This window comes from Lapillicoccus jejuensis (genome assembly GCF_006715055.1).
GTDB lineage: Bacteria > Actinomycetota > Actinomycetes > Actinomycetales > Dermatophilaceae > Lapillicoccus > Lapillicoccus jejuensis.
In genome coordinates this window covers 4,283,421-4,307,089 of the sequence record NZ_VFMN01000001.1, presented here as the reverse complement: position 1 = coordinate 4,307,089, position 23,669 = coordinate 4,283,421, and the positions used below count along the sequence as shown (strand labels likewise).

The window sequence follows — 23,669 nt, the reverse complement described above, 5'->3', positions numbered from 1 at the left end:
GGGGTCAGGGCCCCCAGGTGCCGCTGTTCTTGCGGAACCGGTGCTCCTCGACCTCGATCATCGCCTCGTGCTGGGTGCTGCGCGCGGTCCCGCGGACCGACATCCCCGGTCGACGGTGGTCGCGCCACAGCGCCCACCCCAGCAGCAGCACCACGGCCACCCCGACGACCACCCAGAACACCATGACCGGACCCCCGTGCCGAGGCGACGCCGGACGTCGCCCGAGGAGCACATCGCACACCCGCCCGCGTCCCGCGTCAAGCACCCGCCGATCCCCCTCCGGGGCGTCGGCACGGGCTGCCAGACTGACCCCGTGACCCCGACCTCGCTGCCCTTCACCAAGGGCCACGGCACGGAGAACGACTTCGTCCTCGTGCCCGACCCGGACGGCTCCCTCGACCTGGCCCCGCAGCACGTGTCCGCCCTCGCCGACCGCCGGGCGGGTCTCGGCGGCGACGGAGTGATCCGGGTCGTGCCGACGCTGCACGCCCACGAGCCGGAGGTCCGTGCGCAGGCCGACGAGGCCTCGTGGTTCATGGACTACCGCAACGCCGACGGCTCGCCGGCGGAGATGTGCGGCAACGGCACCCGCGTCTTCGCCGAGTACCTGCGCCGGGAGGGGATGGAGACCGAGGCCGAGTTCGCCATCGCGACCCGCGCCGGCACGAAGTCCGTCCGCGCCGTCGACGGGGGTTGGGCCGTCGACCTCGGCCCGTGGCGGGTCGTCGACCCCGCGACGGCCAGGGCCCGCGGCGGTGACGCGCTCGTCACGCCGTACGGCGGCCCGACGCTGCCGGGCCTCACGCTCGACCTCGGCAACCCGCACACCGTCGTCGTGCTGCCGCCGGAGCTCGACCTCGCCGACCTCGACCTCACGCGCGCCCCGCGGGTCGAGCCGGAGCCGCCGCACGGCACCAACGTCGAGCTCGTCCGCGCCGTCGGCCCGGGCCACATCGCCCTGCGCGTCCACGAGCGAGGGGTCGGGGAGACGCGCTCCTGCGGCACCGGTGCCGCCGCCGCCGCCCTCGCCGTCCGCTGGTGGGAGGGGATCGTCGACGACGTCCCCGGTGACGACAGCGGGGCCGACCGCTGGACGGTGGACGTCCCCGGAGGACGCCTCACCGTCATCGCCCTGCCGGGCGACCACGTCGAGCTGTCCGGCCCGGCGGTCCTCCTCGCCGACGGGACGGTGACCCTGCCATGACCACGCCCACGACCTGCGCCCACCCCCTCGACCCGCCGACCGCGGACGAGCTGACCGCGGCCACCGCGCTGCTGGCCCGCGAGAAGGGCGTCGGCGACGGCTGGCGCCTGACCGCGATGGAGCTGGTCGAGCCGGCCAAGGCCGACGTCGACACCGCCGAGCAGGGCGGGCCCGTCCCGCCGCGGCGGCTGCGGGTCGTCGCCTACGACCGGGCCGCCGTCCTCGCGCACGTCGCCGTCGTCCGGCTCGACGGCGGGGACGGGACCGGCGGCGAGCCGGTCCTCGAGTCGTGGGAGGCCGTGCCGGGCGTCCAGCCCAACGTCACCGTCGACGAGTGGACCGAGGCCGACGCGGTCCTGCGCGCCCACCCCGACGTCGTCGCGGCGCTCGCCGCCCGCGGCGTCACCGACCTCGACCTCGTCTTCATGGACACCTGGTGCTTCTCCGGGCCGCTCGTGCCGGAGCGCTGGGCGGGCCGTCGGGTCGGCTCGAGCGACACGTGGGTGCGCAAGGCCCCGGGAGCCAACCCGTACGCCGGCCCGGTCGGCGGCTTCCACTGCCTCATCGACCTCGGGACGATGGAGCTGCTCGAGATCGAGGACGACCCGGCCGCGGCGTCGGTCCCGCGCCCGTCGGTGATGGGGGAATACGTCCCCTCGCTCCTGCCCGCCGAGCTGCGCGAGGCCTCGACCCGGCCCCCGATCGCCCCGCTCGACGTCACCCAGCCCGAGGGGCCCGGCTTCACCGTCGAGGGGAACCTGCTCACCTGGCAGAACTGGTCGGTCCGCATCGGCTTCACCGGCCGCGAGGGCCTGGTCCTGCACCGGCTCACCTACCGTGACGGCGACCGGGTCCGCTCGGTCGCGGGCCGGATGTCCTTCGCCGAGATGGTCGTGCCCTACCGCGACCCGTCGGTCGACCACGCCCGCCGCACCGCCTTCGACATCGGCGAGTGGGGGCTGGGGTTCATGACGACCTCGCTCGAGCTGGGCTGCGACTGCCTCGGCGAGATCCGCTACCTCGACGCGACCCTGCACGACAGCCACGGGGCGCCGTACACCATCCGCAACGCGATCTGCCTGCACGAGGAGGACGACGCGGTGCTGTGGAAGCACGTCGACCACGGTGGCGCCGCCGAGGTGCGCCGGTCGCGGCGGTTCGTCATCTCGTTCCACGTCACCGTGGCCAACTACGAGTACCTCGTCTACTGGCGCCTCTACCTCGACGGCACCATCGAGTGCGAGGTCCGCGCGACCGGGATCATGGTCGTCACGGCCTTCGCCGAGGGCCAGGAGCACCCGCACGGCACCCTCGTCGACGAGCGCACCTACGCGCCGTTCCACCAGCACTTCCTCGTCGCCCGCCTCGACCTCGACGTCGACGGCCGGGAGAACACCGTCGTGCGCTCCGAGACGCGGATCGCGCCCACCGGCCCGGGCAACCCCGACGGTCTCGGTCTCGTGCAGGCCACCGAGCCGATCACGACGGAGGGGTACGACGACCTGTCCTGGGAGACCCAGCGCACCTGGAAGGTCGTCAACGAGCGGACCACGAACGGCCTCGGCACGCACCCGTCCTACAAGCTCGTCCCGGGCGGGGCGATCCCGCCGATGTTCGCTCCCGGGTCACCGGTCCTCGAGCGCGCCGGGGTCATCGCCCACCCGGTGTGGGTGACGCCCAACGACCCCGAGCAGCGGTGGCCCAGCGGGGAGTTCGTCGTCCAGAGCACCCGGGACCACGGTCTGCCCGAGTGGGTGCGGGCCGGCCGGCCGACCCAGGACACCGACGTCGTGCTCTGGTACGTCTTCGGCATCCACCACGTCACCCGCCCCGAGGACTGGCCGGTCATGCCGAGCGACGCGGTCCGCTTCGAGCTCAAGCCGTTCGGGTTCTTCGACCGCAACCCCGCGCTCGACGTCCCCCCGCCGCCCGGTCACGGCGGCGACCACTGCTCGACCCACGAGGGTCACGGGCACTGACGGCACCGACCCCTTCGGGTCAGCCCTCCTCGCCGGCGAGCCGCAGGCCCTCGCGCAGCGGCCCGCCGGCGAGGTCGAGCACCTCGTCGGCGAGGCCGGCGAGGGGCCCCGGGTCGCCGGCGAGAGCGGCGGCGAGCCCCGCGTCGGCACGCTCGAGCCACCGGGTGCCCTGCGCCGCGTCGAGGGCGAGCACCTCGCGGGCCAGCCCCTTGCCCTGTCCGCGCCAGCGCCGGTGGACGTCGAGGAGCAGGCCGAGCAGCTCGCCGTACGCCGTCGTCGCGGCGGCGGTCCGCAGCGCCGGCGCGGCCGAGCGCAGGTCGTCGACCCACGCCGTCACCCGGTAGCGGGCCAGGCGCAGGTCGTCGTCGGAGAGCGGTGACGGACCGGCCCCGATCTCGGCGAGGCACTCGGCGCGCCGCCGGGCCCCCGACCCGTCGCGGTCGACCAGCACGACGCTCTCGCCCACGAGACGCGACATCGTCGGCTGTCGCCGGTCCTGCAGGTCGGCGCGCCGGTAGTGGTCGAGCGAGGCGTCGGTGTGGACGAAGAGCTCGACGAGCCACCCGTGCCACCGCACCGTGTCCCGGAACGGCGCCGGCGGACCGTCGAGCAGGACCGTGACGTCGAGGTCGCTGGCCGCGGTCGCCTCCCCGCGGGCCACCGACCCGCCGAGCCAGGCCGTCCGCGCGTCCGGGAAGCGCTCCGCGACGACGCCGCGCGCCGCCACGGTGGCGGCCGCGAGGTCGTCGTACCGGGGGTCGTCGTACGGGCGGTCTGGGGAGGCGGTTGTCATCTGCGCGCCACCTTGAGCACGCGGTAGCCGCGCCCGGTGGCCGCGCGCTCGCAGCCGAACGGAGCGAGGACGCCGTCGTGCTCCTCGACCCAGCGCTGCAGCGAGTCCGAACCGAGGTGCTTCTGGACGACGAGCCACGCCTCGCCGTCCGGGGCGAGGCGGGGGAGCCACTGCTCGAGCATCCCGTGCAGGACGGCCTTGCCGACCCGGATCGGCGGGTTGGACCACAGCCGGTCGAACGCCACGTCGACCGGCACGTCCTCGGGCGCGGACACCCGCACACGGTCGCCGACCCCGGCGGCGGCGGCGTTCTCGGCGGTGAGGGCGCGCGCCCGCTCGTTGACGTCGACCGCCCAGACGGTCGCCCCGGGCGAGCGCAGCGCCAGGTCGAGCGCGATGGGGCCCCACCCGCAGCCGAGGTCGAGGAACGTGCCGGTGGCCGGGGGAGCGGCCGCCTCGCGCAGCAGCACCGACGTCCCCGCGTCGAGCCGCTCGGGCGAGAAGGTGCCCCCCGCCGTGTGCAGGAGGACCTCGTGACCGCCGAGGGTCAGCCGCAGCTCGCGGCGCGGGCCGGCGCTGCCGGGATCGGCGGTGAAGTAGTGCTCGCTCACGTCCGTGAGGGTAGGGGGAGGGTGGCGGGTGGCATAAATGGCGTACCGCCCCGCGTTGCCCCGTGCGACCCTTGAGGAGATATGACGAAACGCAGCACTGTCCTGGCCGACAAGGCCGCCGCCATCAGCGCCGAGGCGGACCGCTTCGAGGCCGGCTACCTGCCGGACCCGGAGACCGCGCCCGGCCACCAGTTCGACGGTGACCAGTTCGACCGCGAGGAGCGCGCCGCCCTGCGGCGCGTCGCGGGTCTGTCCACCGAGCTCGAGGACGTCACCGAGGTCGAGTACCGCCAGCTGCGGCTGGAGCGGGTGGTCCTCGCCGGCGTGTGGACCGAGGGCACCCTGCAGGACGCGGAGAACTCGATCCGCGAGCTGTCCGCGCTCGCCGAGACGGCCGGGTCGACCGTGCTCGACGGCGTCATCCAGCGCCGTCAGCGCCCGGACGCGGCGACCTTCCTCGGCAAGGGCAAGGCGCAGGAGCTGCGGGACATCGTCGTCGCCGAGGGCGCCGACACCGTCGTCTGCGACGGCGAGCTGACCCCCGGTCAGCGGCGCGCGCTCGAGGACGTCGTCAAGGTCAAGGTCATCGACCGCACCGCGCTCATCCTCGACATCTTCGCCCAGCACGCGCAGAGCAAGGAGGGCAAGGCGCAGGTCGAGCTGGCCCAGCTGCAGTACCTCCTCCCGCGCCTGCGCGGCTGGGGCGAGTCGATGAGCCGGCAGGCCGGTGGTCAGGCGGCCGGGGGCCAGGGCATGGGCTCGCGCGGTCCCGGTGAGACGAAGATCGAGCTGGACCGGCGACGGATCAACACCCGGATCGCCAAGCTCAAGCGCGAGATCGCGTCGATGAAGACGGTGCGCGACACCAAGCGCCACGGCCGCAGGGCCAACGCCGTGCCGAGCGTCGCCATCGCCGGCTACACCAACGCGGGCAAGTCGTCGCTGCTTAACCGGCTCACCGGCGCCGGCGTCCTCGTCGAGAACGCCCTCTTCGCGACCCTGGACCCGACGGTGCGCCGCGCGGAGACGGAGGACGGCCGCCCCTTCACGCTGGCCGACACCGTCGGCTTCGTCCGGGCCCTGCCGACCCAGCTCGTCGAGGCCTTCCGCTCGACGCTGGAGGAGGTCGGCGACGCCGACCTGCTGCTGCACGTCGTCGACGGCAGCCACCCCGACCCGGAGGGCCAGATCTCCGCCGTGCGGGGCGTCCTGTCCGACGTCGGCGCCGCCGACGTCAAGGAGGTCGTCGTCGTCAACAAGGCCGACGCGGCCGACCCCGAGGTCCTCGACCGGATCGCCCGGCACGAGAAGCACTGCGTCGTCGTGTCCGCCCGCACGGGCGAGGGCATCGACCGGCTGCTCGCGCTCGTCGCCGACGAGCTCCCCCGGCCCGACATCGAGGTCTGCGCCGTCGTCCCCTACGACCGCGGTGACCTGGTCAGCCGGGTCCACGCCGAGGCCGACGTCCTGTCCGTCGCCCACGAGGACGACGGCACCCACGTGCGGGCCAAGGTCTCGCCGGTGCTGCGCGCCGAGCTCGAGCCGTACGTCGTCGCGCCGGCCGCGACGCCCGCGACCGCGCCCTAGGTGGACACCGCCGCCCTGGCCGCCCTCCTCGTCGCCGGGGTCGTCGCCCTCACGCCTCTGTCGGACCGGCTGCGCGTCCCGCAGCCGGTCCTGCTCACCCTCTTCGGGCTGCTTGTGGCCCTCGTGCCGGGGACGCCCCGCCTCGAGATCGAGCCGTCGCTCGTCCTGCCGCTCGTGCTGCCGCCGCTGCTCTTCGCCGCGACCCAGCGCACGACCGTCCGGGAGTTCCGCGCCCACGCCCGACCGGTCCTGCTCATGGCCGTCGGGCTGACCCTCGCGACGATCGTCGTCGTCGCCGTCACGGCCCACGTCCTCGGCCTGCCGTGGGAGGCCTCCTGGGTCCTCGGGGCGATCGTCTCCCCGCCCGACCCGGTGGCGGCGACGGCCGTCGCGCGCGGGCTGCACCTGCCGCACCGGCTGGTGACGATCCTCGAGGGCGAGGGGCTGTTCAACGACGCCACCGCGCTCGTCGCGTTCAAGGTGGCGCTGGCCGCCGCGGTCACCGGGGGGTTCTCCTGGGGTGGCACGCTCGAGGAGGCGGCCCTGTCCATCGGGATCGGCGTGCCCCTCGGGCTCGCGCTCGGCTGGCTGACCACGCGGGTGCTGCGCCTCGTCGACGACGGCGCCGCCGAGACGACGGTGACCGTCCTCGTGCCCTACCTGGCCTACCTCGGGGCCGAGCACCTGCGCGGGTCCGGCGTCCTCGCCGTCCTCTCGCTCGGGCTCTTCCTCACGACCTTCAGCCACCCGTCGACGACCTCCGAGGGCTGGCTGCTCGGCCGGTCGGTGTGGGAGTACGCCGACTTCCTCGTCACCAGTCTCGTCTTCGCCCTCGTCGGCTACGAGCTGGTCAAGGTGGGTCGGGAGACGCGGCTCGACTCGATCACCCTGCTGCACGCCGCGGTGGTCGTCGTCGTCCTCGTCGTCCTACGACCGCTGTGGGTCTTCCCGTTCGCCGCGGTCTTCCGGGTGCGGGCCAAGCGCCGAGACGAGCCCATCCCCACGGGCTGGCGCGAGTCGGCCGTCGTCTCCTGGGCGGGGATGCGCGGGGTCGTCACCGTCGCCGCCGCGCTGTCCGTCCCGCTCATGACGACCTCGGGGGAGGACCTGGCCGGCCGCGACGAGCTGCTCGTCATCGCGCTGTCCTGCGTCCTGGTCACCCTGCTCGTCCAGGGCCTCACGCTCCAGCCGCTCGTCACCTGGCTGCGGGTCTCGGGCTCGAGCCTCGACGAGGTCGCCGAGCTGGCCAAGCTGCGCCGGCGAGCGGCGGAGCAGGCGCTGCGGCTGGTCCGCCGGCAGATGGAGCAGGGTCAGGACGCCCCGCCCGACGTCGTGCGGACCGCCGTCGTCGAGCGCTACGAGGGCCTCATCGCCTCGCAGCAGGCCCTCGAGCAGCTCCGCCGGGGCGCCGACGGCGAGGACCCCGACCACGAGACCGCGGACCTGCTCGCCCGCTGGCTCCGGCGGGCCGCCGGGGCCGAGCGCGACTACGTCGTCGAGCGACGCCGCCGCGGCCTGGCCAGCCCCGAGGTCGCCGACGCGGCGCTGCGCGAGATCGAGGGCCGCGCGCTGCGCACCACCGGGTACTGAGGCGCCACCCAGCCGCCCCTGCCAGGCTGCCTCCCGTGAGCACGCCGAGCACGCCGACGCCGGAGCACGTCCGCCTCGCCGAGTCGCCCGACGCCGGGGACGCCTGGCGGTTGTGGGGCCCCTACACGGCCGGGCGGCAGTGGGGGACGGTCCGGGAGGACTACTCCGCCGACGGCGACGCCTGGGCGCACTTCCCCTTCGACCACGCCCACCGGCGGGCCTACCGCTGGGGCGAGGACGGCCTCGCCGGCCTCAGCGACCGCTACGGCTTCCTCCACCTCACCCTCGGCCTGTGGAACGGGCGCGACGACCGGCTCAAGGAGCGGCTCTTCGGCCTGACCAACCCCGAGGGCAACCACGGCGAGGACGTCAAGGAGCACTGGTGGCCGCTGGACGCGACCCCCACCCACAGCTGGGGCCGCTGGCTCTACCGCTACCCGTCCGCCGCCTTCCCGTACGACGACCTGCGCCGCAGCAACGCGGCGCGCGGCCGCGACGAGGACGAGTACGAGCTCGCCGACACCGGCGTCCTCGACGACGACCGGTTCGTCGACGTCGTCGTCACCCACGCCAAGGCGGCCCCGGACGACGTCCTCGTCACGGTGACGGCGACCAACCACGGCCCCGAGCCGGTGCCGGTCCACCTCGTGCCGCAGCTGACCTTCCGCAACACCTGGTCGTGGGGCCGCGACGACCGGCGCCCGTCGCTGACGCTGCTCGACCCGGGCACCACGTCGGACCTCGACGAGGGCGACGTCACCGCCCTCGACGTCCGGCACGGCTTCCTCGGCCGCTACACGCTCCTCGCCGAGGGGCACCCGCGGGTCCTGCTGTGCGACAGCGAGACCGACACCGTCGGCCTGTACGGCGCCCCGTCCGGCCCGGCCCACCCCAAGGACGCCGTCGACCGCGCCGTCGTCCGCGGCGACGACTCGGCGCTCGCCACCGACGGCGTCGGCACCAAGGCGGGGCTGCACTGGGCCTTCGACGCGGTCGGGCCGGGCGAGAGCGTCACCGTGCGGCTGCGGCTCGTCGCCGGTCCGCGCCCTCCGCGGCCGTTCGGGGCGTCGTACGGGCGGGTGCTGGCCGACCGCGAGGCGGAGGCCGACGCCTTCTACGACCGAGTGGTCCCGACCGGTGTCCGCGAGGACGACCGGCTCACGGCGCGGCGCGCCCTCGCCGGGCTGCTCTGGGGTCGGCAGCACTACCGGTACGACGTCGCCGAGTGGCTCGAGGGCGACCCGGCCGGCCCGCCGCCACCCGCGTCCCGTCGGGCGCGGGAGCCGTTGGGGCGCAACACGTCCTGGCGGCACCTCGCCCTGGCCGACGTCATCTCGATGCCCGACGAGTGGGAGTACCCGTGGTTCGCCACCTGGGACCTGGCCTTCCACGCCGTCGCCCTCGCGCACGTCGACCCGGCCTTCGCCAAGGACCAGCTGCTGCTGCTCACCCGCGAGTGGGCGCAGCACCCCGACGGGCAGCTGCCGGCCTACGAGTGGGCGTTCTCCGACGTCAACCCACCGGTGCACGCCTGGGCGGCCTGGCAGGTCTACCTGCTCGACGGAGCCCGGGACACCGGCTTCCTCAAGAAGGTCCTCGCCAAGCTGCTGCTCAACGTCAGCTGGTGGGTCAACCGCAAGGACGCCGAGGGCAGCGACCTCTTCGAGGGTGGTTTCCTGGGTATGGACAACATCGGGCCCTTCGACCGGTCCAAGGGCGTCCCCGCCGGGTGGCGGCTCGAGCAGTCCGACGCCACCGCGTGGATGGCGGCGATGTGCCTCTCGCTCATGCGGATCGCGCTCGAGGTGGCCCGCACCGACGACGCGTACGACGACCTCGCCACGACCTTCCTCGAGCGGTTCATGGCCATCGCCCGCGCCATGGACGCGTTCGGCAGCATGGGGATCCGGCTGTGGGACGAGGACGACGGCTTCTTCTACGACGTCCTCGTCGGCCCGCAGCAGCAGGTCGAGCCGGTGCGGCTGCGGACCCTCGTCGGGCTGCTGCCGCTGCTCGCCGTCGCCGTCCTGCCCGACTGGGTCACCGAGGAGCTGCCCGACGTCACCGGCACCCTGCGCTGGCTGCGGCAGCACCGCCCGACCGAGTGCGAGAGCCTGATCAGCCCGCACGGAGGGGGGACGACCCTGGCCGTCGTCGACCCGGACCGGCTCCCGCGGCTGCTGGCCCGCCTGCTCGACGAGGGCGAGTTCCTCTCGCCGCACGGGATCCGCTCGCTGTCGGCCGCGCACCGCGACGGCGTCACCCTCGACGTCGCCGGGGCGACGACCACGGTGCGCTACACGCCGGGGGTGTCCGACACCGGGCTCTTCGGCGGCAACAGCAACTGGCGCGGGCCGGTCTGGTTCCCGGTCAACGTCCTGCTCGTCGACGCGCTGCGGACCTACGCCGAGGGGGCGGGCCGCGACGTGCGGGTCGAGCTGCCGACCGGGTCGGGCCGGTCGGTCGAGCTGGGTCAGGTCGCCGACGAGCTCGAGGAGCGGCTCGTCGCGCTCTTCCGCCCGGGCCCGGACGGCCGGCGGCCGGGGGACCCGCGCGACCACGGCCGCGGGGCGCTCTGGTCGGCGCACCCGGTGTTCAGCGAGTACTTCCACGGCGACACCGGCGCCGGGCTCGGCGCGTCGCACCAGACCGGCTGGACGGCGCTCGTCGCGCACCTCGTCTGCAGCGCGGGACGGCGGGTTCCCGACGAGTGAGCGGGACCACCCGTCCACATGCCGAACAGCGGGCCGACATCGCTGGTGGGGGGCCGTGGGCCCGTGTTCCCCTCGTCCCATGACGACCTCGGCGGCCCTCACGCGGCGCCTGCACGTCGACCTCCTGCGGGTGGCGACCGCGGTCTGTCCGGGCTGAGCACGACCTCGCCCGACCGACCCCGCTCATCGCGTCACCCCGCCACCCCCGTCACCCGTCCAGGAGGACCCCCATGCCCCTCATCCCCTTCGCCGTCACCGGCCGCGGACGCGGCGTCGCCCAGACCGTCGAGGTCGACGGCGGCGACTACACCATCGAGACCGACGCCTACGAGGCCTTCGGCGGCCAGGACGCGCACCCGAGCCCGCTGTCCTTCGCACTGGCCTCGTTGTCCTCGTGCAACCAGGTCACCTCCTCGATCGTGGCGAAGGAGCTCGGCGTCACCCTCGACCAGGTGACCTTCCGCGTCGAGGCCGACTTCAACCCGACGACGATGACGACGGGCACCTACCGCGAGGGCGAGACGACGTTCCAGAACGTGCGGGTCACCGCCGACGTCGTCACCGACGCCACCGACGAGCAGCTGGAGCGGCTGCGGACCGAGACCGACCGGCGCTGCCCCGTCAGCCAGCTCTTCTCCCTCGCCGGGGTGCAGCTGACGACGACCTGGCGCCGGCAGGCCCGGGCCGCCTGAGACCCCGGGGCGGCGAGCCCGCCCGGCGTGGCAGGCTCGTCGCCGTGACGATCCAGCGCCGGTCCGCCGTCGAGCAGGACACGGCGCGGCTGCGGCTGCGCCGCCCGCGTCCCGACGACCTGCCGGCGTACGTCGCCCTGCACACCGACCCGCGCACCTACGCCCACGCCCCGCACGCCATGCCCGACGAGGCCCGCTGCCGGGAGCGCCTCGAGGCGGACCTCGAGCACTGGGCCGAGCACGGCTACGGGTACGTCGCCGTCGAGGACCGGGCCTCGGGACAGGTCGTCGGCTGGGGCGGGGTGCGGTCGTGGCCCGGCGACGACCCGCACGAGCTCAACCTGTACTACCGCCTCGCCCACCACCGGCTGGGCGAGGGACTCGGGCGCGAGCTGGCACGGGCCGTGGTCGAGGCCGCCGTCGAGGACCTGCCCGAGCACCGCGTGGTCGCCCGGATGGCGCCGCACAACACCGCCTCGGTCGCGACGGCCCGCCGCGCCGGTCTGGTCCTCGTCGGGGAACAGGCGCACCCGCAGGACCGCCCGGACGACCCCCCGTCGCTCGTGTGGGCCGGACCGCGGCTGGCGGCCGTCACCGACCCCGAGCAGGTCCCGCGCGAGGAGGTCCTCGACCTGTGGCTGCGGGTCAACCGCGCGGGCGGCGCCGTCGGCTCCCTGCCCGACGCCCCGCGCGACGCCGTCGCGGCGGCCCTCGACGCCCATCTCGCCGTCCTCGCGGACCGTCACGGTGTGCTCGGTCTGCTCCGGCTGGGCGACGGCCGCCTGGCCGGTCTCGGGTTCTGGCACCGCGAGACCACCCGCGGCTACACCCACCGCCTCACGCTGTGGCGGGTCATGACCGACCCCGACCGGCGCCGCCAGGGGACCGGGCGGCAGCTGGTCCGCGGCCTGCACGGCCTGGCCCGCCGCTGGGCGCCCCGCTCGCGGCTGTGGCTGCTCGACTACCGCAGCGGGCTCGGGCTGGGCGGGTTCTACGCCGGCCTGGGGTGGGTCGAGGTCGGCCGCGTCCCCGCCGGGATCCTGCTGCGGGACGGCGAGACCCGCGACGACGTCCTCATGGCCCGGGTCCCGGACGGCGGTCCGCTCGGCGGCGACGGCCTGACCTGACGGGGCGACCCGGGGCGCCGTACGGCGTCGCGCGCCTGGGGACGACCGGACGGCGACGTCGGCGGGGCGCCGTACGCTGTCGGCCGTGACCGCCTCGCTCGACGACCTCCTGCACGCGGCGGTCGGCGGCATCGGTGGCGCCGACCGGCCCGGGCAGACGCGGATGGCGCAGGCCGTCGACCGCGCCGTCGAGACCGGCGAGCACCTGCTCGTCCAGGCCGGCACGGGCACGGGCAAGTCGCTCGCCTACCTCGTGCCCGCGGTCCGGCACGCGGTCAAGGCGGGGCAGCCGGCCGTCGTCGCGACGGCCACGCTCGCGCTGCAGTCCCAGATCGTCGACCGCGACCTGCCGCGGATCGCCGACGCGCTGGCCCCGGTGCTGGGACGGCGGCCGACGTACGCGCTGGTCAAGGGCCGGCGCAACTACCTGTGCGCGCACAAGCTCGAGGGCGGCTTCCCCGACGAGGACGAGTCCCTGATGAGCCTGGGCCAGGTCGACGCGCGACTCTCCCGCCTCGAGCAGGAGGTCGTCCGCCTGCGCGAGTGGGCCGACGTCACGCAGTCCGGCGACCGGGACGAGCTCGTGCCGGGCGTGAGCGAGCGGGCCTGGCGGCAGGTCTCGGTCAGCGCGCACGAGTGCCTGGGCAGCACGTGCCCCGCCGTCGCCGAGTGCTTCGTCGAGCGCTCCCGCGAGGCGGCCAAGGACGTCGACGTCATCGTCACCAACCACTCGTTCATGGCCATCGACGCCTTCGAGGGTCGTCAGATGCTGCCCGAGCACGACGTCCTCGTCGTCGACGAGGCCCACGAGCTCGTCGACCGCGTCACCGCGACGATCACCGACGAGCTGAGCTCGGGGATGGTCACCGCCGCCGGCCGCCGCGCCGGGCGGCTCAGCGACCACGCCTCCGACGTCGAGGACGCGGCCGTGCTCCTCGAGGACGTCGTCGCCGGGCTCGACGAGGGGCGGCTCACCGGGCTGCCCGACGCGCTGGTCCTCGCGCTGGAACGGGTGCGCGACACGACCCGCCGCGTCCAGAGCGACCTCAAGCCGCAGCCCGGCGCCGAGGCCGACGGCGCCCGCCAGGTCGCCCGCGCCGCGGTCGACGAGGTCAACGAGAACGCCGCGCGCATCCTCGAGCAGCGCGAGCTCGACGTCGTGTGGGTCGGTCGCGACCAGCGCCGCGGCACGACGACGCTGCGGGTCGCGCCGATGAGCGTGGCCATGCTCGTGCGCGACCGGGTCTTCGAGGACCGCACCGTCGTGCTCACCTCGGCCACCCTCGAGCTCGGCGGCACCTTCGACGCCGTCGCCGGGACCATCGGCCTGCGAGGGGACGGGGCGCCGTCGTGGCAGGGGCTCGACGTCGGCAGCCCCTTCGACTACCCCCGGCAGGCGATCGCCTACGTCGCCAAGCACCTCCCGCCGCCCGGTCGCGACGGCACGTCGGGCCAGGCGCTCGACGAGCTCGAGGCCCTCGTCCGCGCGGCCGGCGGGCGCACCCTCGGCCTGTTCTCGTCGATGCGCGCCGCGCAGAACGCCGCCGAGGAGCTGCGGGCCCGGCTCAAGGCCGACGGGACCGACATCGAGGTGCTCTGCCAGGGCGAGGACCAGATCTCCACCCTCGTGCGCGACTTCGCCCGCACCGCCTCGACCTGCCTCTTCGGGACGCTGTCGCTGTGGCAGGGGGTCGACGTGCCCGGCTCCTCCTGCCAGCTGGTCGTCATCGACCGGATCCCCTTCCCGCGCCCCGACGACCCCCTCGCCTCGGCGCGGGCCGAGGCGGTAGCCCGGATGGGCGGCAACGGGTTCATGGCCGTCAGCGCCACCCACGCCGCGCTGCGGCTCGCGCAGGGCGCCGGCCGGCTGGTCCGGCGCGGCGACGACCGCGGCGTCGTCGCCTTCCTCGACTCGCGGATGATGACGGCCCGGTACGCCGGCTTCCTCCAGCGCTCGCTGCCGCCGTTCTGGCCGACGACCGACCGCGAGCTCGTCCTGTCGGCGCTGCGCCGCCTCGACGAGACGGCGGCGCCGGTCCTGCCCGTCGCCGAGCCCGCCCTGCGCGGGCTGACCGGGACGCTCGGCGCGGAGGCGGCGGCCGCCGTCGTCGCGGCCGCGGCGCCGAAGCCGGTGGCCGGCCCACCGCCGGTCGCGGCGTCGTCGCGGACGGCGGTCACGGGCGGCCACGCCTGGACCGCCGAGGCCGACGAGGAGCTGCGCGAGGCCGCCGACTCCGGCGTCGACCTCGACGAGCTGGCCGAGCACCTCGAGCTCGAGCCCGACGTCGTCGCGGCCCGGCTCGAGCAGCTGGGGCTGCGGCTCGGCGAGGCGACCCTCGGGTTCTGAGGGGTCCCACGTCGGTGGGGCGCCGTACGCTGGCGCCGTGCCCGTCCCGCCGCTCGTCCTCGTCACCGGTCCCGAGGACCTGCTGGGCGAGCGGGCGCTGACCTCGACCCTGGAGGAGCTGCGGTCGACGCAGCCCGACCTCGAGGTCGTGCGGCTGTCGGCGTCGACGTACACCGGCGGGGAGCTGCTGCTGCAGACCAGCCCGTCGTTGTTCGGGGGGAGCAAGGCGGTCGTCGTCGAGGGGCTCGAGGAGCTCGGCGACGACCTGCAGACCGACCTGCTGGCCTACCTCGCCGCCCCGGCCGACGACGTCACCCTGCTCGCCCGGCACCGCAACGGCCAGCGCGGCAAGAAGGTGCTCGACACCCTGCGCAAGCAGGGCGCGCGCGTGCTGGAGTGCCCGGCGGTCAAGGACCACGAGAAGTCCGGTTTCGCCCAGCACGAGTTCCGCCGACTCGGGAGGCGCGCGACGCCCGAGGCGGTCGGGGCCCTCGTCCAGGCGGTCGGCAAGGACCTGCGGGAGCTGGCCGCCGCCTGCGCGCAGCTCGTCGCCGACACCGAGGGCACGATCGACGAGACCGTCGTCGAGCGCTACCACGGCGGCAAGGTCGAGACGACCGGCTTCAAGGTGGCGGAGGCCGCCGTCGCCGGTGACCCGGCCGAGGCGCTGCGGCTGCTGAGGCACGCCATCTCCACCGGGGTCGACCCGGTCCCGATCGTCGCCGTCCTCGCGCTCCAGCTGCGCCAGCTGGTCAAGGTCGGCGCCGCCGGCCGGGGGAGCCCGGCCCAGGTGGCCCGCGAGGTCGGGATGGCCGACTGGCAGGTCAAGCGCGCGCGCACCGCCCTCGCCGGCTGGGACGGCACCGGTCTCGGCCGCGCCATCCAGGCCGTGGCCGCCGCCGACCTCGAGGTCAAGGGTGGGGGGCGCGACCCGGTCTACGCGGTCGAGCGCGCGGTCCTCGCCATCACCTCCGCCCGGCGGGGCCGCTGAGCCCTCCAGCCGGGTTTGGGGAGGGGTCCGCGCCGCTGCTACCCTGGCGTGTCGCGCGCGCATCGGTCGTGCGCGCACGTCAGCACCACCCAGCGCGGTCACGCAGGGTCGTCCCCACGCCCGGTCCCGACCGCGTCTGCCGCCCTCTAACGGCAACCATCGACCCGGCACCGCTCGGTGCCATGCACCAGACCAAGGAACCCATTTCGTGGCAAACATCAAGTCGCAGCTGAAGCGGATCAAGACCAACGAGAAGCGCACCGAGCGCAACAAGGCGGTCAAGAGCGAGCTCCGCACCTGGGTGCGCAAGTTCCGTGAGGCCGCCGACTCCGGCGACGCCGACGCCGCCCGCGAGGCGCTCAGGACCGCGTCGACCAAGCTCGACAAGGCCGTCTCGAAGGGCGTCATCCACGCCAACCAGGCCGCCAACAAGAAGTCGGCCATGGCGAAGAAGGCCAACACGCTCTGAGTCGGCCCCCCGCCGTACGACGCAGCGGCCCCGTCACCTCCTGGAGGTGACGGGGCCGCTGCGCTGTGCGCCGGCGTCGTACCGGCGGGCGGATCAGCCGAGCGAGAGCGTCCGCAGCTGCGTCGTCGTCCCGTTGAAGTAGTCCTGGTCGACGGGGGAGTCGCTGTACTGCCAGAACGTGTAATAGCCGTAGCCCGCGGGCAGCGTGCCGGGCGTCGAGGAGTAGCGCGCGATCCAGAACGGGCTCGTGCTCGACGTGCTCGAGGTGTTGCCGGTGCAGGTGCTCCACCAGTCGTAGGTCGAGTAGATGACCGGGTAGACGCCGGTCAACGAGTGGTACTGGGTCCGGAAGGCGTTGATCCACGACGTCATCGAGGACTGCGACAGGCCGTAGCAGGTGGCGCCGTACGGGTTGTACTCGATGTCGAGCGCCCCGGGCAGGGTGCGCCCGTCGGCCGACCAGCCACCACCGTGGCCCACGAAGTAGCTGGCCTGGGTGGCGCCGCTGGAGACGTCGGGCCGGGCGAAGTGGTACGCGCCGTGGAACATGCCGACGTCGTAGGAGCCCGAGTACTGCTGCGAGAAGGAGGGGTTGGTGTACGACGTGCCCTCGGTCGCCTTGACGTAGGCGAACTTCTTGCCCGCCGACCAGGACGACGCCCAGTCGTAGCTGCCCTGGTAGCCCGAGACGTCGATGCCGGGGGTGGTCGACGTCGTCGTCGCCGGAGCGGCGGTGGAGGTGGCGGCGGCGGAGCCGGTGGTGCGCCGGGCGGCCTTCTGGGACCAGCCCATGAAGCCGCCGCCGGCGGAGGTGACCCCGGCCGCGCGAGCGGCGGCGGTGGGGGACGCCGTGCCCGTCGGGGAGGTGGCGGCCGGGGCGTCGGTGGGGGCCCAGCCGGGGTCGGGTGCGGCGGCGGCCGGGTGGGCGGCGAGCAGGGCCGTGGCGGCGACGAGGGCGGCGGCGAGGACGGAGCGGTGCGACACGGGTGGGGACCCCCTGAGCGGTCGGTGCGACGGCGGTCGCCGGCGCGCTGCCGACGCTAGGTCGCGGTGGCCGGGCGGTTGGCCAGGCGGCTCTCAGGAGATGGCAAGAGTTCCGTCATGAAGGCGTCAGCCGGAAGAAAGTTACGCAGAAGTGGTGCAGGGCTCACGTGGTCCGGCGGACGGCCGCCGCGACGACGTCGAAGACCTCGCGCGGCAGCACCGCGCCCTCGCGCCGGACCGCCCCCGGGTCGACCCGGATCACGCGGTCGGTGCGGACCTCGCTCGGCCGGCCGCGCGGGTCCCACGGCCCGGCGCCGACGTCGACCCACTCCCGGCCGGCGGCGTGCTCGCGCGCGCGGCCGCCGCGCTCGGCGTCGTGGTCGCGGCTCGTGAGCATCACCCCGAGCAGCCAGTCGCCGTCGTGGCCGACGAGCAGCACCGGCCGGTCCTTGCCGACCGAGGCGTCCTCCTCGAACGGCACCCAGGTCCACACGACCTCACCCGGGTCCGGCCGGCCGTCCGGGCGCGGGGCCCAGTGCATCGGCGGGGCGCCGGGGTAGTCGCCGGGGTACGGCCGCATCCCGGCCGGCGGCGGACCGCCCGTCCCGGTGGTCGGCCGGGCGCCGTTCCGTGCACCGGTCGGTGCGGGCGCCGGGGGGCGCGCTTCGTGCTGCTCGCGCGGCCGCGGCGGGCGCACGCCGACCGCGGACAGCGCGCGGCGCAGGCGGCGGACGAGACCGGAGGGCATCGGGCCACCGTAGCCCGGTGGGTCCCCCGGGCTGGAACAGCGCCGCGCGCCGCGGTGTTGGCCCCCTAGGCTCGACCCCGGTCAGCGAGGACCGTCCCCGACAGCACCCGACCCGAGAGACTCCTCATGACCGACACGCTGACGCCCGTCACGACCTCGCCGCCCTCTCCCCCCGCCCGTGCGGACCGCACGCGCGTCCCGCTGGCGCTCGCCGCCCTGGCGACCGGCGGTTTCGCGATCGGGACCACCGAGTTCGTCACGATGGGCCTGCTGCCGCAGGTCGCGGCCGGCACCGGCGTGGACATCCCCACGGCCGGTCACTACGTGTCGGCGTACGCCCTCGGGGTGGTGGTCGGGGCGCCGCTGCTCACCGTGCTCGTCGCGCGGCGGCCCCGCAAGGGCGTGCTGCTCGGGCTGATGGGCGTGTTCGCGGTCTTCAACGTCGCCTCCGGGTTCGCGACGTCGTACGGCGCCCTCATGGGCCTGCGGTTCCTCGCCGGGCTGCCGCACGGCGCCTACTTCGGCATCGGCTCGGTCGTCGCGGCGAGCCTCGTGCCGAAGGAGAAGCGCACCGCCGCGGTCGCCTCGATGCTCATCGGGCTCGGGGTCGCCAACGTCGTCGGCGTGCCGCTGACCACCCGCCTCGGGCAGGACGTCGGCTGGGCGGTGCCCTACTGGCTCGTCGGAATCATCGGCGCGCTGACCGTCCTCGCCATCGCGCTGTGGATCCCGCGCCAGCCCGCCCCGAGCGGCGCCTCCGTCGGCTCCGAGCTGTCGGCGCTGCGCCGCGGGCAGGTCTGGTTCGCGCTCGTGTTCGGCACCGTCGGCTTCGGCGGGATGTTCGCGACGTACTCCTACATCACCCCGACGATGACCCACCTCGCCGGGTTCTCCGAGGGCTTCGTGCCCGTCGTCCTCGGCCTGTACGGCGTCGGGCAGGTCCTCGGCATGGTCGTCGCCGGTCGCGTCGCCCGGTACGGCGTCCTGCGGATGATGGCCGTCTCGACGCTCGCCATCGCGGTGGCCCTCGCGCTCTTCGGGTGGGCCGCGCACGTGCCGGCGCTGGCCGTCGTGTTCTCGGTGCTGCTCGGCTTCCTGCCCTCGATCCTCGTGCCGCTGCTGCAGACCCGGCTGATGGACGTCGCCCGCGACGGGCAGTCGCTCGCCGCCGCGCTCAACCACTCGACCCTCAACATCGCCAACGCGCTCGGCGCCTGGCTCGGCAGCCTCGTCCTCGCCGCCGGCTACGGCTACGAGTGGCCGAGCCGGATCGGTGCGGTGCTCGCCGTGCTCGGGCTCGGCGTGCTCGGGCTGTCGGTGCTCGTCGCGCGGCGTCAGGCCGCGAGGGTCTGACCGCCGGGAGGGTCGCTCAGCGCGACGGCCAGTGCCAGGCCGGGCGGTCCAGGAGCCCCTCCTGGCCCTCGACCACGGTCTGCCCCTCCGCGTCCTTCGCCAGGGCGATCCGGGTCACGGCGCCCCGGCCGGCGTCGAGCGCGTCGACCAGGGTGCTCGCGTGCGAGACGACGACGACCTGGGTCTCCCGCGCGGCCCGCTGCACGAGCCGTCCCAGCGGGGGCAGCAGGTCCGGGTGCAGGCTCGTCTCCGGCTCGTTGAGCACCATGAGGCGCGGCGGCCGCGGGCTGAGCAGGGCCGCGACGAGCAGCAGGTAGCGCAGCGTCCCGTCGCTCAGCTCCGCCGCGGCGAGCGGGCGCAGCATTCCCGGCTGGCGCAGCGCCAGGTCGAAGCGACCGCCCACCGAGCCCACGCTCACCTGCGCGCCGTCGAAGGCGTCCGCCACCGTCCCGGCCAGCGCCGCGGCGTCGCCGATCTCGGCGATGGTCTGCAGGCGGCGGCCAGCGACCCGCCGTCCGGGTCGAGGACCGGCGTCCGGGTGCCGATCCGCGCCTGGCGGGCGGGGGAGTCGCGGTCGACCCGGAAGCCGTCGTACAGCCGCCACCCGCGCAGCTGACCGCGGACGGCGAGCAGCTCGGGTGCGCGCTCGGGGTCGACGAGCTCGGTGAGCATGCTGTCGGTGGCGCCCAGGCGCTGGGTGAGGTGCGCCCAGCCGGCGTCGCCACGAGCGCGGACCAGCGGGCCGTCGCGGTCGACGAGCACGGCCGCCGGGCGGGCCACCGGCCCGCTGAAGACGACCTCCCGCTTGACCTCCGGGTCGAGGTCGAACGCGGAGCGCTCGTCGGCCGGCGGGAGCCCGAGGTCGACGAGGTAGCCGAAGCCGTCGTCGTCGGCCACGCCGAGCCGCACGGCCCGCGGCCCCTTCCGCACGGTGGACTGCGTCCCGTGCCCGCGCCGGGCCCCGCCGGTCGTCTCCGGCCCGGCCCACAGCGCCGACGGCAGACCCCCCTCGGCCGCGAGCGACCCCACGACCCGGCCGGCGCCGCAGTCGGCGAGCAGCCGCAGCGCCCGGTACAGGCTCGACTTGCCGCTGCCGTTCGGCCCCGTGACGACGGTGAGCGGTCCGAGCCCGACGACGACGTCGCGCAGCGAGCGGTAGCCGGACACGGCGACGGTGGTCAGCACGGGGTGACGGTAACCGGGTGACGGTGCCGCCGGGGCGTCGTACGGTCGGGGCGTGAGCCGTCCCCTGACCCGGCCGCTGCACCAGGCCGCCCAGCTCGGTCGCTACGCCTGGTCGCTGCAGCACGAGCAGGCCGCGCAGTGGTGGGCCGGCCGGGTGCGCGGCGACCTGCTGGCGCGGGCCCACCTGCGCGAGGGGCGGCGCGACCCGTACCCCGTCTACGAGGCGCTGCGGGCGCGCGGCGACCTCGTCCCGACCCGCCTCGGCAACCTCGTCACGACGAGCCACGCGGTGACGGGCGAGGTGCTGCGCAGCCGCCGGTTCGGGGTCGTGCCGCTCGATCCCGTCGACGCGCCGGCCGCCGCGTCCGGGGCGGACCTGTCCTTCCTCCAGCTCGACCCGCCGGACCACACTCGGCTGCGCCGGCTCGCGGCGCCGGCCTTCAGCCCCCGGATGATGGCGTCGTACGAGGCGATGGTGCAGGCGCGGGTCGGTGCCCTGCTGGACGCGGCCGCGGCGCGCGGACGGTTCGACCTCGTCGCCGACCTCGCCGCGCCGCTGCCCGTCGGGGTGATCAGCACGATGATGGGCGTCGACGACGCCGACGCGGCCGCCCTGCAGCGGTACGGCGCCGCGCTCGCCTCGGCCCTCGACGGGGTGGCGTCGCTGCGCCACCTGCGCGAGGTGATGGGGGCGGCGACGGCGCTCGAGGCGCAGTTCGCCGGGCTCGTCGAGCGGCGCCGGACCGACCCGCAGGACGACCTCGTCTCCGTGCTCGTCTGCGAGCTGGGGGAGGGCGAGGGGGCCGCTCTGAGCGCCGGGGAGATCCTGCCGATGTGCACGCTGCTGCTCGTGGCCGGGTTCGAGACGACGGTCAACCTCATCGGGTCGGCGGTGCTCGCGCTGCAGCGCGACCCCGACCAGTGGCGGGCCCTGGTGGCGGACCCGTCGCTCGCGTCGGCGGCGGTCGAGGAGACCCTGCGCTGGGACCCGCCGGTGCACGAGACCGCCCGGGTGGCGCACGAGGACGTCGAGCTCGCCGGCACCACGGTGCGGCGCGGGCAGTGGGTCGTCACCCTGCTCGCGGCGACCGGCCGCGACCCCCGGGTGTACGCCGACCCGGCCCGCTTCGACCTCCACCGCACCCCGGGCGCGCAGCACCTGGCCTTCTCCAGCGGCATCCACTACTGCGTCGGCGCGTCGCTGGCCCGGCTCGAGGCGACCGTCGCACTGCGCGAGCTCGCGGTGCGGATGCCGGACCTGCGGGTCGACGGGAGGGTCGTGCGCCGGCCCACGACGACGATCCGCGGTCCGCTGCGGGTGCCCGTGGCGGTGGGCGGCGGCGCGGCGCCGTACGGGGGCGTCGTACGGGCGTGAAATGATGGGGATTCCGCCCGGACCCCACCCGTTCCCCCAGACAGTCGAGGACCAGCCGCTCGTGTCACCCAGAGCCCGTACCGCGCTCACCCCGCACGCGACGCCGCCCGACCTCATCCGCAACTTCTGCATCATCGCCCACATCGACCACGGCAAGTCGACGCTGGCCGACCGGATGCTGCAGCTGACGGGGGTCGTCGACGACCGCGCCATGCGCGCGCAGTACCTCGACCGGATGGACATCGAGCGCGAGCGCGGCATCACCATCAAGTCGCAGGCCGTGCGCATGCCGTGGGAGTCCGAGGGGACGACGTACGCCCTCAACATGATCGACACCCCGGGGCACGTCGACTTCACCTACGAGGTGAGCCGGTCGCTCGCCGCGTGCGAGGGCGCGGTCCTGCTCGTGGACGCGGCGCAGGGCATCGAGGCGCAGACCCTCGCGAACCTCTACCTGGCGATGGAGAACGACCTCGCGATCATCCCGGTCCTCAACAAGATCGACCTGCCGGCCGCCCAGCCCGAGAAGTTCGCCGAGGAGCTGGCCAAGCTGGTCGGCTGCGAGCCGGAGGACTGCCTCCAGGTCTCGGGCAAGACCGGGGTCGGGGTGGAGGCCCTCCTCGACCGGATCGTCGAGCAGATGCCGGCGCCGGTCGGTGACCCGTCCGCCCCGGCGCGGGCGATGATCTTCGACTCGGTCTACGACACCTACCGCGGCGTCGTCACCTACGTCCGCGTCATCGACGGCGACCTCAACCCGCGCGAGAAGATCGCGATGATGTCGACGCGGGCGACCCACGAGCTGCTGGAGATCGGCGTCATCTCGCCCGAGCCGGTTCCTGGGAAGGGACTCGGGGTCGGCGAGGTCGGCTACCTCATCACCGGGGTGAAGGACGTGCGCCAGTCGCGCGTCGGCGACACCGTCACCAACGCCGCCAAGCCCGCGGCCGCGGCGCTGGGGGGCTACCGCGACCCCAAGCCGATGGTCTTCTCCGGTCTCTATCCCATCGACGGCTCCGACTACCCGGCGCTGCGCGAGGCCCTCGACAAGCTCAAGCTCAACGACGCCGCGCTGGTCTACGAGCCGGAGACCTCGGTGGCGCTCGGCTTCGGCTTCCGCGTCGGCTTCCTGGGAATGCTCCACCTCGAGATCGTTCGCGAGCGGCTCGAGCGCGAGTTCGACCTCGACCTCATCTCGACCCTGCCCAGCGTCTTCTACGACGTGACGATGGAGGGCAACAAGCACGTCGAGGTGACCAACCCGAGCGAGTACCCCGACGGGAAGATCACCGAGGTCCGCGAGCCCGTCGTGCGCGGGACCATCCTCGCTCCGTCGGAGTTCATCGGAGCGATCATGGAGCTGTGCCAGCAGCGGCGCGGCAACCTGCGGGGGATGGACTACATCTCCGAGGAGCGCGTCGAGATGCGCTACACGCTGCCGCTCGCCGAGATCGTCTTCGACTTCTTCGACCAGCTGAAGTCGCGCACCCGCGGCTACGCCTCGTTCGACTACGAGCCCGACGGCGACCAGGTCTCCGACCTCGTGCGCGTCGACATCCTGCTCCAGGGGGAGCAGGTCGACGCGTTCTCCTCCATCGTGCACAAGGACAAGGCCTACGCGTACGGCGTCTCGATGGCCGGCAAGCTGCGCGAGCTCATCCCGCGCCAGCAGTTCGAGGTGCCGATCCAGGCCGCGATCGGGTCGCGGATCATCGCCCGCGAGAACATCCGCGCGATCCGCAAGGACGTCCTCGCCAAGTGCTACGGCGGTGACATCACCCGCAAGCGCAAGCTGCTGGAGAAGCAGAAGGAGGGCAAGAAGCGGATGAAGATGGTCGGCCGCGTCGAGGTCCCCCAGGAGGCGTTCATCGCCGCGCTGTCCAGCGAGTCGGGGCCGGGGTCCAAGAAGTAGCGCCCGTA

At 74.7% G+C, this 23,669-nt stretch carries 19 protein-coding genes and 1 pseudogene; 14 read left to right on the top strand and 6 right to left on the bottom strand.

Translation table 11 applies throughout. The annotated features are described in order from the left end of the window. Positions 1–4: 4 nt before the first annotated feature. Positions 5–184 (bottom strand): hypothetical protein, encoded by a 180-nt coding sequence (locus FB458_RS19990; protein WP_141850034.1) that lies wholly within the window; start codon positions 182–184, stop codon positions 5–7. A gap of 129 nt (positions 185–313) precedes the next feature. On the opposite strand from FB458_RS19990, the gene dapF reads away from it, so the two are divergent. Next, the gene (gene dapF, locus FB458_RS19985) at positions 314–1,204 is read left to right on the top strand and encodes a diaminopimelate epimerase (RefSeq protein WP_141850033.1); all 891 of its coding nucleotides are present in this window, start codon (positions 314–316) and stop codon (positions 1,202–1,204) included. Beyond that, positions 1,201–3,183, top strand: a complete 1,983-nt coding sequence (locus tag FB458_RS19980) for a primary-amine oxidase (RefSeq protein ID WP_141850032.1) — start codon at positions 1,201–1,203, stop codon at positions 3,181–3,183. The genes dapF and FB458_RS19980 overlap by 4 nt, the downstream gene beginning before the upstream one ends. A 19-nt stretch (positions 3,184–3,202) precedes the next feature. Here the strand turns inward: FB458_RS19980 and FB458_RS19975 are convergent, their stop codons facing one another. Together FB458_RS19975 and FB458_RS19970 are read right to left on the bottom strand one after the other, a co-directional pair. Next, the gene (locus FB458_RS19975) at positions 3,203–3,976 is read right to left on the bottom strand and encodes a nucleotidyltransferase domain-containing protein (RefSeq protein WP_141850031.1); all 774 of its coding nucleotides are present in this window, start codon (positions 3,974–3,976) and stop codon (positions 3,203–3,205) included. Next, complete coding sequence (locus FB458_RS19970; protein ID WP_141850030.1) at positions 3,973–4,587, bottom strand: class I SAM-dependent methyltransferase; 615 nt, start codon at positions 4,585–4,587, stop codon at positions 3,973–3,975. Before FB458_RS19970 ends, FB458_RS19975 begins: the two co-directional genes overlap by 4 nt. Before the next feature lie 81 nt (positions 4,588–4,668). Between FB458_RS19970 and hflX the strand changes: the two genes are divergently transcribed. The 9 genes from hflX to rpsT all read left to right on the top strand — a co-directional run bounded on the left by hflX (position 4,669) and on the right by rpsT (position 16,104). Further along, positions 4,669–6,174: a GTPase HflX gene (gene hflX, locus FB458_RS19965; RefSeq protein WP_141850029.1), complete on the top strand. Its 1,506-nt coding sequence runs from the start codon at positions 4,669–4,671 to the stop codon at positions 6,172–6,174. Then, entirely contained in the window at positions 6,175–7,764 is a 1,590-nt protein-coding gene (locus tag FB458_RS19960) for a Na+/H+ antiporter (protein WP_141850028.1), read from the top strand. A 35-nt stretch (positions 7,765–7,799) separates the two neighbouring features. Beyond that, complete coding sequence (locus tag FB458_RS19955; RefSeq protein ID WP_246061411.1) at positions 7,800–10,478, top strand: MGH1-like glycoside hydrolase domain-containing protein; 2,679 nt, start codon at positions 7,800–7,802, stop codon at positions 10,476–10,478. A gap of 79 nt (positions 10,479–10,557) precedes the next feature. Further along, on the top strand, positions 10,558–10,635 hold the full coding sequence (locus FB458_RS22295) for a putative leader peptide (protein WP_425460880.1): 78 nt from the start codon (positions 10,558–10,560) through the stop codon (positions 10,633–10,635). A 73-nt stretch (positions 10,636–10,708) separates the two neighbouring features. After that, positions 10,709–11,170 (top strand): OsmC family protein, encoded by a 462-nt coding sequence (locus tag FB458_RS19950; protein WP_141850027.1) that lies wholly within the window; start codon positions 10,709–10,711, stop codon positions 11,168–11,170. 44 nt (positions 11,171–11,214) lie between these two features. Further along, complete coding sequence (locus FB458_RS19945; protein WP_211356108.1) at positions 11,215–12,297, top strand: GNAT family N-acetyltransferase; 1,083 nt, start codon at positions 11,215–11,217, stop codon at positions 12,295–12,297. A gap of 76 nt (positions 12,298–12,373) precedes the next feature. Next, positions 12,374–14,644, top strand: a complete 2,271-nt coding sequence (locus tag FB458_RS19940; protein WP_246061640.1) for an ATP-dependent DNA helicase — start codon at positions 12,374–12,376, stop codon at positions 14,642–14,644. Between the two features lie 37 nt (positions 14,645–14,681). Next, entirely contained in the window at positions 14,682–15,635 is a 954-nt protein-coding gene (gene holA, locus FB458_RS19935) for a DNA polymerase III subunit delta (RefSeq protein ID WP_141850026.1), read from the top strand. Between the two features lie 208 nt (positions 15,636–15,843). Next, entirely contained in the window at positions 15,844–16,104 is a 261-nt protein-coding gene (rpsT, locus tag FB458_RS19930; protein ID WP_141850025.1) for a 30S ribosomal protein S20, read from the top strand. Positions 16,105–16,197: 93 nt separating this feature from the next. Here the strand turns inward: rpsT and FB458_RS19925 are convergent, their stop codons facing one another. After that, positions 16,198–17,088 (bottom strand): GH25 family lysozyme, encoded by an 891-nt coding sequence (locus FB458_RS19925; RefSeq protein WP_211356107.1) that lies wholly within the window; start codon positions 17,086–17,088, stop codon positions 16,198–16,200. 163 nt (positions 17,089–17,251) lie between these two features. Continuing rightward, positions 17,252–17,836, bottom strand: a complete 585-nt coding sequence (locus tag FB458_RS19915) for a type II toxin-antitoxin system PemK/MazF family toxin (protein ID WP_246061410.1) — start codon at positions 17,834–17,836, stop codon at positions 17,252–17,254. A gap of 126 nt (positions 17,837–17,962) precedes the next feature. On the opposite strand from FB458_RS19915, the gene FB458_RS19910 reads away from it, so the two are divergent. Further along, positions 17,963–19,189, top strand: a complete 1,227-nt coding sequence (locus FB458_RS19910; protein ID WP_141850024.1) for an MFS transporter — start codon at positions 17,963–17,965, stop codon at positions 19,187–19,189. Positions 19,190–19,205: 16 nt separating this feature from the next. On the opposite strand, the pseudogene FB458_RS19905 reads toward FB458_RS19910, so the two are convergent. Beyond that, a pseudogene (locus FB458_RS19905) lies at positions 19,206–20,374 on the bottom strand (AAA family ATPase). A gap of 52 nt (positions 20,375–20,426) precedes the next feature. Here FB458_RS19905 and FB458_RS19900 point away from each other — a divergent pair. Both FB458_RS19900 and lepA read left to right on the top strand, forming a co-directional pair. After that, on the top strand, positions 20,427–21,749 hold the full coding sequence (locus FB458_RS19900; RefSeq protein ID WP_211356106.1) for a cytochrome P450: 1,323 nt from the start codon (positions 20,427–20,429) through the stop codon (positions 21,747–21,749). A 61-nt stretch (positions 21,750–21,810) separates the two neighbouring features. Next, positions 21,811–23,661, top strand: coding sequence for a translation elongation factor 4 (gene lepA / locus FB458_RS19895; protein WP_141850023.1), 1,851 nt, complete (start codon positions 21,811–21,813; stop codon positions 23,659–23,661). Positions 23,662–23,669: the final 8 nt, after the last annotated feature.

What these genes read in the sequence shown, in the direction of transcription:
- FB458_RS19990 (WP_141850034.1), bottom strand. Translation starts at nt 184, where the DNA reads ATGGTGTTCTGGGTGGTCGTCGGGGTGGCCGTGGTGCTGCTGCTGGGG.
- FB458_RS19980 (WP_141850032.1), top strand. Translation starts at nt 1,201, where the DNA reads ATGACCACGCCCACGACCTGCGCCCACCCCCTCGACCCGCCGACCGCG.
- FB458_RS19975 (WP_141850031.1), bottom strand. Translation starts at nt 3,976, where the DNA reads ATGACAACCGCCTCCCCAGACCGCCCGTACGACGACCCCCGGTACGAC.
- hflX (WP_141850029.1), top strand. Translation starts at nt 4,669, where the DNA reads ATGACGAAACGCAGCACTGTCCTGGCCGACAAGGCCGCCGCCATCAGC.
- FB458_RS22295 (WP_425460880.1), top strand. Translation starts at nt 10,558, where the DNA reads ATGACGACCTCGGCGGCCCTCACGCGGCGCCTGCACGTCGACCTCCTG.
- FB458_RS19950 (WP_141850027.1), top strand. Translation starts at nt 10,709, where the DNA reads ATGCCCCTCATCCCCTTCGCCGTCACCGGCCGCGGACGCGGCGTCGCC.
- FB458_RS19915 (WP_246061410.1), bottom strand. Translation starts at nt 17,836, where the DNA reads ATGCCCTCCGGTCTCGTCCGCCGCCTGCGCCGCGCGCTGTCCGCGGTC.
- FB458_RS19910 (WP_141850024.1), top strand. Translation starts at nt 17,963, where the DNA reads ATGACCGACACGCTGACGCCCGTCACGACCTCGCCGCCCTCTCCCCCC.